Raw genomic sequence first — 12,017 nt, 5'->3', positions numbered from 1 at the left:
TCGAAGGTAGGCAAATGCTGCGGGCACAAGGCTTTTGTTGAAGGTTCGGCCGCATCTGTCCGCAGGCGGCAGGAGCGTGTTCTCGCGACGTGCCTGTACACCCGCGATGGGAATTGTTGAACTTTTGGCAACATGCAACCCCCGCGAATATCGCCACTGATCAATTGATAACGCATAGCCTCGAAGCATGGACGAGCCGCGAATGCGGGGCAGGCCTGTCTCCCCTGCCGTCACCAGCTTCGGTCCGGATGGTCCGGGTCGGGTCCAGCGCGTCGCATGGCTGCTGAGAGCCAACCGGCTGTTGGACTCGAGTCATGGAATGCACCGAACCCGGGAATTCTCCCGAGCATTCCTTGGTGGAGGTTCCACGAGGAGTGCGGATCGCGCGCAGATATCGCGATGGGAGCGGGGCGTCGACCCTCCCGGTTATGCGGTCATCCGCCGGTATGAGGAATTGCTTGGCCTACCGATGGCCATTCTGACCGCCACCGCGGATCTCATCTATCGTGAAATTCATAGCGGCGGCGGAAAGCGGGTGATGGCCCGCCCCGTCAGTGATCCCGTGGTCGTGGACGAGTTGCTGGAGAAAGCACTCAGCACGGAGCTCATGACGGGAAACGACTGGGATGCCTTGAGCTGCGGCCTCGTCGTGGCCAAGGGCCGAGCGATCAAACCGCACATCCCGGCCGTCACCGATCGCCTGCTCCGGGAGCTGCTCATCTCGGACGGGCAGGGCTGGATCAACCGCAACGAGGCGGCACACCGGCTGCTGCGCAACCGCGCCTTCGCACCGGACTTGATCGCCGTCTGCGCCGCGGTGGTGAGCGACCCCACCAACCAGGTGTTCAACGAGCCGATGACGATCCTGGAGGCCGCGGGCGGCCGCCTGGCCGCCCGGCACGTGATCAACGCCATCGTCCGGCCGATCAACGAACAGGCGCGGCAGGCCGCCTGGTGGACCGCCGCGGAGAAGGTCACTCGCGGGCACTTCTCGCCGGCTGATCGGGCAATCCTGACCAGGGAGGCTGCCGCGCTGCTCACCCAGGAGCGTCTCGTCCCGGCGCGCATGGCGGCCGCCGACCTGCTCAGGCGGACACCGCACATCGAGACCAGCCTGCGGCGGGCGCTGGCACCCGCCATCGCCCGCGATGAGCTGGTGCACAGTGTCTATACCAGCGGCCGGACGAGCCGGCAGCATCAGCCGCTGGTCGATCGGATCACCCGGATGATCGCCGCATGCGTTCCGGATCATCAACCCGGTGACGATCTCATGCTCTCCTGGCTCGTCGAGGAAGCCCTGCTGCACCCGCACTTCTCGCGCCGTGTGATCGCCGCACGGATGCTCGCCGCCACGCCGTACCGCCGATCGGCCGGGCGAGTGATCACCGCCGAGCTGCGCACGCCGGTCAGCCGCGCGGACGTCGTGCTCGCGTCGCACCTGGTCCAGTCGCTCACCGCTGTCGGTGATCACCTCGGCCGGGAGGCGGTACAGGAGCTGATCCTGGATCCCACCGTGGCCGCCCCGGTCCGCGACGCCGCCATCTGGTCGGTCGCCCACGTGCCGAGCGATACTCGGATGCCGACCGCGTTCTGGAACGATCTCTGCGGCATGATCGCGACCCCGGCCGGCGCCGGCAACGCCCGCGCCGTCGCCTACGCGGCGGGGATCGCCCGCCAGCAGGGCGTACTGCGGCGGATCAAGGACGACTCGCGGCTCGCTGCACCGGCCCGGATCGCCGCCTACTGGTGGCTCAACCACCCCAGGCACATCCAGCCGAGCTCCATCTAGGGCTCCCGCCTCCCTTCCCGCAGGTCGGCGACCGCCGTTGTTTCGGTTATTGCGGATGTTATGATTATTTCGGTTAGCACCGCAAACAAGTGAGGTCGACGTGACCGCCATCCCGCTGAATGCTGAACCGCCGAGTGCTCGTGTTATCGAGGTCGCCTCTCAGGCGCTAGATCGAGTTCGCTCCTACCTGCGCAACCATCCGGACGGTCCGCAAGAGGTCCACATCGTGGTGGCCGATTCGCCCCACGACGAGTTGTCGGTCCCTCGGGAGGCCGTCGTTCTGCTGGCCCGAGTCCTGTCGCACCTCGCCGAGGGGCATGGTGTGGCGGTGCTGCCGATGGAATCCGAGCTGACGAGCCAGCAGGCAGCCGACCTGTTGAACGTGTCGCGGCCGTTCTTGATCGGGCTGCTCGACGCTGGTGAGATCCGGTACCGAATGGTGGGCAGCCACCGACGGATAGAACTCAAGTCCCTGATGGATTACCAGCGTGCAGATGACGCGCGCACGCTGCGCGCGGCGAATGACCTGACAGCCCTGGATGAGGAACTCGGATTCATCTGAGTCACGGGTGTGACGCACATTGGCCGATGGCAGCACCCGGGTTCGGCACGAAGAGTGGCCGACTAACCGTCGACGAGCCAGGTGTCGGCGACGATGGGGTCCATCACTGCGGTGTTGGTGGTGGTGTCGATCATCGTGATGGTGACCGTCTTCGCCTCCACGACCGCCACATACAGCCGCTTCCCGTCGGGGCTGAGCAGCATCGACCTCGCCGGGCGCGTGGTCCGGGCGGTGGGAGATCCGAGAGCCGCCCCGCTCCCGGCATCCTGGACGCCGACCACGTCGGAGTCCTCGCAGATGGTGTGCAGCCGGTTGCCCTGGTCGGAGACCGCCACCGCGATCGGATGCGCTCCGCAGGCCGCAGGGAACTGCGTCACCACCGTGTTGTCGCCGGTGTCGATGATCGAGACTCCGCCCGCCTCGGCGTTGGCGACGTAGAGCCGGCGCCCGTCTCCCCTGATGAACAGCCCGCGCGGGCCGCGGCCGACGGCGGGGGCGGCGATGACCTCGTTGGTCGCGGTGTCGACGACGCTGACCGTGGAGGCGGCCGAACCGGCGGCGAAGAGCCGCGTGCCGGTCGGGTTCATGACCAGGTCGCGCGGCGCCCGGCCGACGGTGATCGGATTGCCGACCTGCTTCTCCGTCACCGTGTCGACCACGGAGACGGTGGCGGTCGGCTCGTCGGCCAGGTAGGCGCGCTTGCCGTCCGGGCTCAACGCCACGCTGCGGACCCCCTCGACCGGGTCGGCAGTGGTGCCGAGGTCCACCCCTCGCCCGATACCTCTCGGCTCCGGGACCAGCGCGGTGATCCGGATCAGGAACGGGTCGGTGAAGCGGCCGAGGTAGAGCCGCTTGCCGTCCGCCGTGATCGCGGCGTCGTCCGGTGCGCTGGTGATCGACATGCCATTCCCGCCGTTTTCGGCGTGGGAGTTCGGGATGACGGTCCCGGCCTGTGTGTTGACGGCGACCAGGCTGCCGGTCGTGAGGGTTCGGGTCCCTCCGGTGATGTGCATGCGGGTGATGGCGACGTAGAGGAGGCGACCGTCCGGGCTGATGGCGAGGGCCGGAGTCGTGCCGTGGGCTGCGGTGTCCGGCGGCGCGGACGGCTTGTCGCTCTCCCGGCCGAACTGCCGCACGAGCAGCGACCCGACCAGCACGACGGCGACCGCGGACGCGGTGAGGGCCAGGAGCCGGACGCGCCGGGTGCCGAGCCGCGGCCGGCCGGGCGACGGCTGCCGTTGCCGCGGTTCACCTGTCCGCGCGGAGGACAGCGGTTCACCGGACCGCAGGGACAGCGGTTCAGCGGTTTGCACGGGCACCGGTTCGGCGGTTTGCACGGGCACCGGTTCGGCGGTTTGCACGGGCGGCGGTTCGGCGGCCCCGAGGACGGTCAGCGGGGCCGGGGGAGTGACCCCGGCCAGGCTGCGGACGGTGGCGAGGAATGCCGAGCCGGGCAGCGCCGTATCGGTGACATCCTCGAACTGCCGGTTGCCGAGCCGGAAGAACGGCCGACCGGCGAGCAGCATCGGCAGCACCGGTTTGCCCAGGCTCTCGGCGAGGGTGAGCTCCCGCTCCACCCACTCCGACTGGTCCGCCTGCGGCGTCATGACGACGATGAACGCGGAGCAGCCCTCGATCCGCTGCTGGATGACGCGTGACCAGCGGTGACCCGAGATGATCTCCTTGTCGTACCAGATCGGCACGCCGGCCTCGCCCAGCCATCCGGCGAGCCGTTCGACGTAGTCGGCTGCGTCGCCGTGGCCGTAGGAGAGGAAGACATACGACACGGAGACACCCCATGGTGGTGAGACAGGTCGATCTCTGGATAGCCTACCGACTCTCCGCACCGGCGGGGTCGCGGAGCAGGAACAGCGTCATCGGCGCGACCGCGATGACGAGGACGCTGACCGCGTTGAGCCCGGTCGAGAGGCCGCTTACGGCGACGACCAGTGGGGCGATCAAGGCGCCGGCGACGGCGGCCGTGGCGTCGCTGGCGTAGAAGACCGCGCCCACCCGCCCCAGCACCTCCTCCGGAGCCGCCACCTGGATCCGGTGCTGGGTCGCGACCATCGCCACCGACCCCGGCACTCCCGCCGCCGCGGCTCCCAGCACCGCCACCCACAGCGTCGGCGCGTTGAACAGCAGCAGGAACGCGAGCCCGACCAGCCCATAGGACCAGGTCAGAACCGCCTGCGTCGAGTACGGGCCGATGAGTCGCCCGCTGACCGCCGACCCGACGAGGAAGCCGCATCCCAGCCCGGCGATGACGTAGCCCAGGTCGCCGCCGTCGCGCCCGAGCCGCTGCACGACGAAGGGGACGAGCAGCGCGGTCAGCGCGGCGTTGGCCGCCCAGTAGACCCAGCTCGCGGCGAGCATCCCGCGCAGCAGCCGGGACCGGCGCAGATGGCGGAGCCCGTCGACCAGGTGCCGGGGGACCTCGCGCAGGACGAGCGCCGGTCGTGGGGGATCGGCGACGCGGACGAGGCAGGTGAGCCCGGCGGCGACGAGGTAGGTCGCCGCGTCGAGCCAGGCGACGAGCCCGATGCCGCCCCAGGCGAGTAGGGCGGTGCCGAGCGGGGGACCGATGAGCCGCATCGCGCCGCCGGTGAAGGCCGAGACGGCGTTCGCGGTGACGAGGTCGTCGCCGGTTCCGAGGATGGCGGGGACGATGCTGCGCGTCGCGGGTTGCAGGAGGACGACGGCGACCGCCTCCAGCAGCAGCCCGGCCCAGATGAAGCCGACGCGGGCCGGGGTGTCGCCGAGCAGGATCAGACCGACCCCGGCGGCGCTGGCGAGGTTGGCGCCGACGATGATGCGCCGCCGGTTCCAGTGGTCGACGAGGACGCCGGCCCAGGGCCCGAGCAGCATCGCGGGCAGCGATTCGACGGCGACCGTCAGCCCGGTGGCGAGCGGCGAACCGGTGAGGCGGAAGACCTGCACAGGCACGGCGATGATGAGCAGCCAGGAGCCGAGGCCGGAGATGACGCCGCCGGTCCACAGCAGACGGAAGTCGCGGTTCTGAGGGACGCGCATGGTCGGCGACTCTATTCCGACAGAACAATCTGTGGCAAGATTTGTTTTGTGAGAACAGAATCCACGGCGGAGCTGGGGCGGCGGCTGCGGGCCCGCCGCACGGCCGCCGGGCGCACGATCGCCTCGGTCGCCGTCGAGGCCGGACTCTCCGTGCCCTACATCGCCAATCTGGAGAACGGTCGCGGCAATCCCACGGTCGCAGCCCTCGCCGCGCTCGCCGAGGCCCTCGGCGCCCGGCTCGCCGTCGAGCTCGTCGCCGACGATGCTCCGGTCGAGCCGGTCGCGCTTCCAGAAACCCTGGTGGCGTACGCCAGAACGGCGCGCTTCGCCGCTGAGGCCGGCCGCCTCGCCGAAGCGGGCGGCACAGCGCTGCTCGACCAGCGCCAGAAGCTGCTCGGCGCGATGGCGGCCGTCGCCGCGACCGCAGACCGGCCGCTCGGCGAGCTGGACTGGCACCGCATCCTGGACGCGATCATCCTGATCAACCGATCCTGACGCCGCACCCCAACCGAACCGCAACCGAAAGCCAACCGTCCACCGGTGAGATGTGCGCACCCGCCGCACCGTCACATCAACCGAAGGATGGCCAATGAACAATCGTTCAATCCGTCGGCTCGTCATCGTGGTGGGTATCGCCGCCGCGGTGGGTCTGACCGGCGTACCCGCCCAATCGTCGCTGCCTGTGGCGAGCGCGAACACCACGCTGGGCAAGGTGCTCTACGCCGAGTCGCCCGGCGCGGTCCCCGGCAGCTACATCGTCGTCTTCAAGGACTCGTCGCCGTCGAATACGAGCGACGAGCTGAAGGCGAAGTACAACCTGCGCACGACCTTCGAGTACGGCACCGCCCTGCGGGGCTTCGCCATCGCGGCCGACGACGCCACCGCGGCGCGGGTCGCGGCCGACCCGCTGGTGGAGTACGTCGCCCAGGACCAGGAGGTGACGACGCAGGTCAGCGTGCAGACGCCGACCCCGTCGTGGGGCCTGGACCGGATCGACGAGCGCTCCCTGCCGCTGGACAACAAGTACCACTACGCCAACACCGCACCCGGCGTCCGGGCCTACATCATCGACACCGGCATCCGCTACACCCACGTCGAGTTCGGCGGGCGCGCGGTCCCCGGCTTCGACGCGTTCGGCGGCACCGGTGCCGACTGCAACGGTCACGGCACCCACGTCGCCGGCACGGTCGGCGGCAAGACGGTCGGCGTGGCGAAGCAGGTCAAGCTCATCTCGGTCCGGGTGCTCAACTGCGCGGGCTCGGGTACGGCCGCCGGCGTCATCGCCGGGGTCAACTGGGTCACGCTGCAGCAGATCCTCTCCCCGGCGCCGCCGAGCGTGGCCAACATGAGCCTCGGCGGCAGCGCCTTCCCGCCGCTGGACACCGCGGTGACCAACTCGATCACCGCGAACGTGCACTACTCGGTCGCGGCGGGCAACTCCAACCTCAACGCGTGCGGCTTCTCCCCGGCCCGGGTACCGAGGGCCACCACGGTCGGCGCGACCACCAACACCGACGCTCGGGCCACCTTCTCCAACTTCGGACCGTGCCTCGACCTCTTCGCCCCCGGCCAGGGCATCTACTCCGCGTACGGCACCGCCGACAACGCCTACGCCACGCTCTCGGGCACCTCGATGGCGTCGCCGCACGCGGCCGGCGTCGCGGCGCTGTGGCGCTGGCGGTTCCCGGCTGACAACGCCGACCAGACGGCGCTCGCCCTGGTCAACAACGCCACCCCCAATGTGGTGATCAACCCCGGCGTGGGCTCGCCGAACCTGCTGCTCTTCGCAGGCTTCGTCCCCGTCTAACCCGCTCCGTTTCGCAGCAAAGCGTGGCCTCCCGCCTACGGGAGGCCACGCTTTGCTGCGAAACGTGCCGAGGGCCGCGGAACGTGCCGAGAGGCGACGTACCGAGGCCGGTCGTGCCAGTGCGTAGGACGGCATTTGCGACTCATCAGTAGCCGATCATTGTTCGTAACCGGGCCGTACCATGCATGAATCGATGCATCGAAGTTCCACAATAGAGTGGAGGGCGGAGTTGATGTCCACGGTGGAGATTCGCCTGCTGGGCCCGCTCCAGGTCAGCGGGGACGGCGGCGCGGTGGTGCTCGGCGGGCCGCGGCAGCGGACGATCCTGGGGCTGCTGGCGCTGCGCGTACCCCAGGTGGTGTCGTGCAACGCCCTCGTCGACGGTGTCTGGGACACCGCGCCGCCCGGGGGTGCCGCCAAGACGCTCCGGGCGCACATCGCCTACCTGCGGCGCGGGCTGCTCGCCGGGGGTGCGGGCTCGCCGATCGCCACCCGGGCGCCCGGCTACACGCTGGCGGTCCCGGCCGAGTGGATCGACGTGCACTGCTTCGAGTACCTCGTCGGCCGCGGGCACGCCGAGGCCGCCTCGGGGTCGCCGGAGGCCGCGGCGGCGTACCTGCGGCGGGCTCTGGGGTTGTGGCGCGGGGAGGCGCTGGCGGACTGCGCGGCCGGGCAGTGGGCACAGGCGGAGGTCGCGCGCCTGCAGGAGATGCGGCTCAACGCCACCGAGGAGCTGCTCGCCGCGGAGCTGGAGCTGGGCCGCTGCGCGCAGGTGGCGGCGGAGCTGATCGGGCTGGTCGCGCGACACCCGCTGCGCGAGCGGATGTGGGAGCTGCTGATGATCGCGCTCTACCGGGCGGGCCGTCCCGGCGAGGCGTTGCACGCCTACCGGCGTGCTCGGGAGACACTCGCGGAGGAGCTGGGGATGGAGCCGGGAGCGCGCCTGCGGCGGTTGGAGGTGGCGATCCTGTCCGGCGAGTAGACATTGATACTCGTATAAATTCATGATCTCCTAAGGGTCTCCACTACCCCCGGGAGGAACCCATGCGACCGAGAGTCGCCGTGCTCATCACCGCGCTGGCGGTGACCGCGTCCCTCACCTTCACCGGACCGGCCACCGGCGCGATCCCGCCGATCGATCAGGGCAACGCACCCGTCGCGTCGGCGCAGTATGTCGTCATCGGACCGAAGACCCTCGCCGATCGCAACGCCGTCGCCAGGACCGGCGCCGCGATCGACCTCGTCGAACACGGCAACGTCTACATCACCGCGACTCCGGACGAGGTCGCGCAGATCCGCAGGCTCGGCTTCCTGCTGGAGGCGCTGCCCGGCCCGGAGTCCCCGTCGGGCACCGGCCTGAACGGCTTCCCGTCGGCGGACGCCGGCTACCACGACTTCGCCGAGACGACCGCCGAGATCAACAAGATCGTCGCGGACCACCCGACGCTGGCGCGCAAGACCGTGATCGGCCAGTCCTACGAGGGCCGTGACATCGTCGCCCTCAAGATCTCCGACAACGTCGCGACCGACGAGGACGAGCCGGAGCTGCTCTTCAACGCGCACCTGCACGCCCGCGAGCACCTCACCGTGGAGATGGCGCTCTACCTCGCCAACCTCTTCACCGACTCCTACGGCACCGACAGCCAGGTCACGACCGCCGTCAACTCGCGCGAGATCTGGATCATCCCGGACCTCAACCCGGACGGCGGCGAGTACGACATCGCCACCGGCTCCTACCGGTCGTGGCGCAAGAACCGGCAGCCCAACAGCGGCTCCTCCAACGTCGGCACCGACCTCAACCGCAACTTCGGCTACAACTGGGGCTGCTGCGGCGGGTCCAGCGGCAGCACCTCGTCGGAGACCTACCGCGGTCCGTCGGCCTTCTCCGCGCCGGAGACGCAGGTCCTGCGCGACTTCGTGCTCTCCCGCCGGGTCGGCGGCGTGCAGCAGATCAAGGCCAACATCGACTTCCACACCTACGGCGAGCTGATCCTGTGGCCGTTCGGCTACACGACGGCCGACACGGCGCCGGGCCTCACGCTCGACCAGCGCAACACCTTCGCCGCCATCGGGCAGCAGATGGCCGCGACCAACAACTACACCCCCGAGCAGGGCAGTGACCTCTACATCACCGACGGCGACATCACCGACTGGCTCTGGGGCAACCAGCAGGTCTGGACCTACACCTTCGAGATGTACCCGGTCTCCAACGGCGGCTTCTACCCGCCCGACGAGATCATCACCGCGCAGACCAGCCGCAACAAGAGCGCCGTGCTGCTGCTGTCGGAGTACGCCGACTGCCCCTACCGCGCCATCAACAAGCAGGCGCAGTACTGCACCGCGGCCAACGACTTCTCGATCGCGGCCAGCCCCGCGTCCGGCTCGGTCGCCCCGGGCGGCTCGGTGACCTCCACCATCTCCACGGCCCTCACCAACGGCTCGGCCCAGACCGTCAACCTCGCCGCGTCCGGCCTACCCGCCGGGGCCACGGCCACCTTCGCGCCGTCGTCGGTCACCTCCGGCGGCTCGTCGACCCTCACCCTCGCGACGACGGCGTCCACGCCCGCGGGCACCTACGCGATCACCATCACGGGTACGGGCACCGGCGCCACCCGCACAGTCACCTACTCCCTGACGGTCACCGGCGCCCCGGGCTGCACCGGCACCAACGCCGCCGACGTGCAGATCCCGGACAACGGGGCCGCGGTGGAGAGCCCGATCACCATCGCGGGCTGCAACCGCAACGGCACCGCGACCTCCACGGTGGCGGTGAACATCGTCCACACGTACAAGGGCGACCTCGTCGTGAACCTGGTCGCGCCGGACGGGACCCTCTACCTCCTGCACAACCGGACCGGCGGCAGCGCCGACAACATCAACCAGACCTACACGGTCAACCTGTCGAGCGAGGTCGCCAACGGCACCTGGAAGCTGCGGGCGCAGGACGCGGCCTCGGCCGACACGGGCTACATCAACAGCTGGACCCTGACGCTGTAGCCATCACGGGTGGTGCCCGCGCGGCTTCGGCCTGCGCGGGCACCTCCCGTGCCATTCTCCGCGCTCGGCACGCGTGCAGGCGGCGGCGAACTTACCGTGAAGGTGTTGCCACCGCCCAGACCTCGCGGCCGAGGAGAGCGAGGGTGCGATGGATCAGGCGGCCGTGCGGGACGCGTTCAGCCGCTACTCATCGGCGCAGGCGGTCTTCGGGCTGAGCCTGGTGCGCCGCCACCGCCCGGGCGGGACGGGGGAGTGCCGGGCCTGCGGTCGGCCGCACCCCTGCGAGCAGCGTCGTCGAGGCGCCGAGCTGATCGTCCACTTCGGCTGACCGGCTGTCGCGGGCCGATGGGGCGATCGGTTAACCGGAATGAAACCCACCAGGGTGGTAACGGTGCGGAGTTTGCGCGTTACGATCTGCGTGTCACTCCGGTCCCCGGTGGCGAGATTCAGTGCAGGCCAGCTGACTTCGCCCGCCGTGGAGGCCCCGATGACCGCAACCGCACAGGCATCCCGTCCAGCCGCCCGCAGGACGCGACGGTCCGGATCCGATCCGGGCATGACGCTGCTGGCGCAGCTGGGCGAGCTGCCCCCGGGCGACACCCGCCGCGCAGCCGTTCGGACCAGGGCGATCGAGTGCTACCTCCCGCTCGCGACGCACTTCGCCCGCCAGTTCGATCATCGCGGCGAACCGCTCGCCGACCTGACCCAGGTCGCCGTCCTCGGGCTGATCAAGGCGGTGGACCGCTACGACGCGGACCGGGGCGTCGCCTTCACCACCTATGCCGTGCCGACGATCCTCGGCGAGGTCAAGCGCCACTTCCGGGACACGACCTGGAGCGTGCGGCTGCCCCGGCAGCTGCACGACCGCTGGCAGCAGGTCGCGGCGGCCCGAGACCACCTGGCGCAGCTGCTGCAGCGTCCGCCGACCACCGCGGAGATCGCCGGTTACCTCGCCATCGGCACCACTGCGGTGATCGAGGCGGGCGACTGCGCCAAGGCCTATCGTGCGCGTTCGCTGACTCTGCCCGTCGCCGGCAGCCCGAACCGCGTCCTGGGCGACCTGCTCGGTGAACCGGACTCCGCGATCGACGCCGTCGACCTCCGCACGACGCTGCGACGCCGGCTCGCGGAGCTGCCGCCACGGGAGCAGCGCATCATCGAGCTGCGGTTCTCCGCGGAGCTGACCCAGTCCCAGATCGCCGAGGTGCTCGGGCTGTCGCAGATGCACGTCTCGCGGCTGCTCACCAGGGCACTGGCGCAGCTGCGGGAGCGGCTGCGAGCCGATGGCGGCCCGCAGCTGCTCGACGCCTGAACCGGTCAGCCCATGCTCTTCTGGCCGTCGATCGCCTCGCGCAGGATGTCGGCGTGCCCGGCGTGCTGCGAGATCTCGGCGATCATGTGCAGCGCCACCCGCCGCACCGACCAGCTCGCACCCGGCTCGAACCAGGGTGCCTCGGGCAGCGGGTGCGACACGTCGAGGTCGAGCGTCGTGATCAGGTCGACCGTCGTCGCGGCGGTCTTCTCGTAGTCGGCGAGGAGCCCGTCGAGGGTGTCGCCGTCGACCATCCGGAACTGGCCGACCCAGTCGATGGGCTCGCTCTCCATCGCCGCCGCGCCGCCGGTCATGAACCGCCCCCAGCGCTGCTCGACGTTGGTGAGGTGCTTGATCAGGCCGCCGAGACACAGCTCGCTGTGCGTGGTGCGCGTTGCCGCCTGCTCGTCGGTGAGGCCCTGCACGGTGTAGAGCAGCAGGCCTCGGTGTTTCGCCAAGGTCTGGAGCAGGTCGGCGCGCTCGCCGCCGATCGATGAGATGTCGTTCATAACCGCAC

11 protein-coding genes are annotated in these 12,017 nt (G+C 70.0%); 8 read left to right on the top strand and 3 right to left on the bottom strand.

Going from position 1 to position 12,017, the window contains the following annotated elements; genetic code table 11:
• Positions 1 to 469: 469 nt before the first annotated feature.
• Both F4553_RS10170 and F4553_RS10165 read left to right on the top strand, forming a co-directional pair.
• Positions 470 to 1,789 carry a hypothetical protein gene (locus F4553_RS10170; protein WP_221469842.1) on the top strand — a complete coding sequence of 440 codons (1,320 nt, stop codon included), beginning with the start codon at positions 470 to 472 and terminating at the stop codon, positions 1,787 to 1,789.
• Positions 1,790 to 1,889: 100 nt separating this feature from the next.
• The gene (locus F4553_RS10165) at positions 1,890 to 2,351 is read left to right on the top strand and encodes a helix-turn-helix domain-containing protein (RefSeq protein ID WP_184834806.1); all 462 of its coding nucleotides are present in this window, start codon (positions 1,890 to 1,892) and stop codon (positions 2,349 to 2,351) included.
• A gap of 62 nt (positions 2,352 to 2,413) precedes the next feature.
• Here F4553_RS10165 and F4553_RS42335 read toward each other — a convergent pair whose 3' ends face one another.
• Positions 2,414 to 4,138 carry a TIR domain-containing protein gene (locus F4553_RS42335; RefSeq protein WP_184834804.1) on the bottom strand — a complete coding sequence of 575 codons (1,725 nt, stop codon included), beginning with the start codon at positions 4,136 to 4,138 and terminating at the stop codon, positions 2,414 to 2,416.
• A gap of 43 nt (positions 4,139 to 4,181) precedes the next feature.
• Positions 4,182 to 5,384 carry an MFS transporter gene (locus F4553_RS10155; RefSeq protein WP_184834802.1) on the bottom strand — a complete coding sequence of 401 codons (1,203 nt, stop codon included), beginning with the start codon at positions 5,382 to 5,384 and terminating at the stop codon, positions 4,182 to 4,184.
• 48 nt (positions 5,385 to 5,432) lie between these two features.
• Here F4553_RS10155 and F4553_RS10150 point away from each other — a divergent pair, with 48 nt between their 5' ends.
• The 6 genes from F4553_RS10150 (at position 5,433) to F4553_RS10125 (ending at position 11,500) form a co-directional block, all read left to right on the top strand.
• The gene (locus F4553_RS10150) at positions 5,433 to 5,879 is read left to right on the top strand and encodes a helix-turn-helix domain-containing protein (protein ID WP_184834799.1); all 447 of its coding nucleotides are present in this window, start codon (positions 5,433 to 5,435) and stop codon (positions 5,877 to 5,879) included.
• Positions 5,880 to 5,973: 94 nt separating this feature from the next.
• On the top strand, positions 5,974 to 7,191 hold the full coding sequence (locus tag F4553_RS10145; protein WP_184834798.1) for a S8 family peptidase: 1,218 nt from the start codon (positions 5,974 to 5,976) through the stop codon (positions 7,189 to 7,191).
• Positions 7,192 to 7,423: 232 nt separating this feature from the next.
• Positions 7,424 to 8,173 carry an AfsR/SARP family transcriptional regulator gene (locus tag F4553_RS10140; protein ID WP_184834797.1) on the top strand — a complete coding sequence of 250 codons (750 nt, stop codon included), beginning with the start codon at positions 7,424 to 7,426 and terminating at the stop codon, positions 8,171 to 8,173.
• Between the two features lie 62 nt (positions 8,174 to 8,235).
• Positions 8,236 to 10,188 (top strand): M14 family metallopeptidase, encoded by a 1,953-nt coding sequence (locus F4553_RS10135; protein WP_184834796.1) that lies wholly within the window; start codon positions 8,236 to 8,238, stop codon positions 10,186 to 10,188.
• A gap of 148 nt (positions 10,189 to 10,336) precedes the next feature.
• On the top strand, positions 10,337 to 10,516 hold the full coding sequence (locus tag F4553_RS10130) for a hypothetical protein (protein ID WP_184834795.1): 180 nt from the start codon (positions 10,337 to 10,339) through the stop codon (positions 10,514 to 10,516).
• A 228-nt stretch (positions 10,517 to 10,744) separates the two neighbouring features.
• Entirely contained in the window at positions 10,745 to 11,500 is a 756-nt protein-coding gene (locus F4553_RS10125; RefSeq protein WP_184834794.1) for a SigB/SigF/SigG family RNA polymerase sigma factor, read from the top strand.
• Positions 11,501 to 11,505: 5 nt separating this feature from the next.
• Here F4553_RS10125 and F4553_RS10120 read toward each other — a convergent pair whose 3' ends face one another.
• Positions 11,506 to 12,009 carry a DinB family protein gene (locus tag F4553_RS10120; protein ID WP_184834793.1) on the bottom strand — a complete coding sequence of 168 codons (504 nt, stop codon included), beginning with the start codon at positions 12,007 to 12,009 and terminating at the stop codon, positions 11,506 to 11,508.
• Positions 12,010 to 12,017: the final 8 nt, after the last annotated feature.

Source organism: Allocatelliglobosispora scoriae (assembly GCF_014204945.1).
Lineage (GTDB): Bacteria > Actinomycetota > Actinomycetes > Mycobacteriales > Micromonosporaceae > Allocatelliglobosispora > Allocatelliglobosispora scoriae.
The sequence above is the reverse complement of the archived record's forward strand: the minus strand, read 5'-3'. Positions and strand labels throughout refer to the sequence as shown.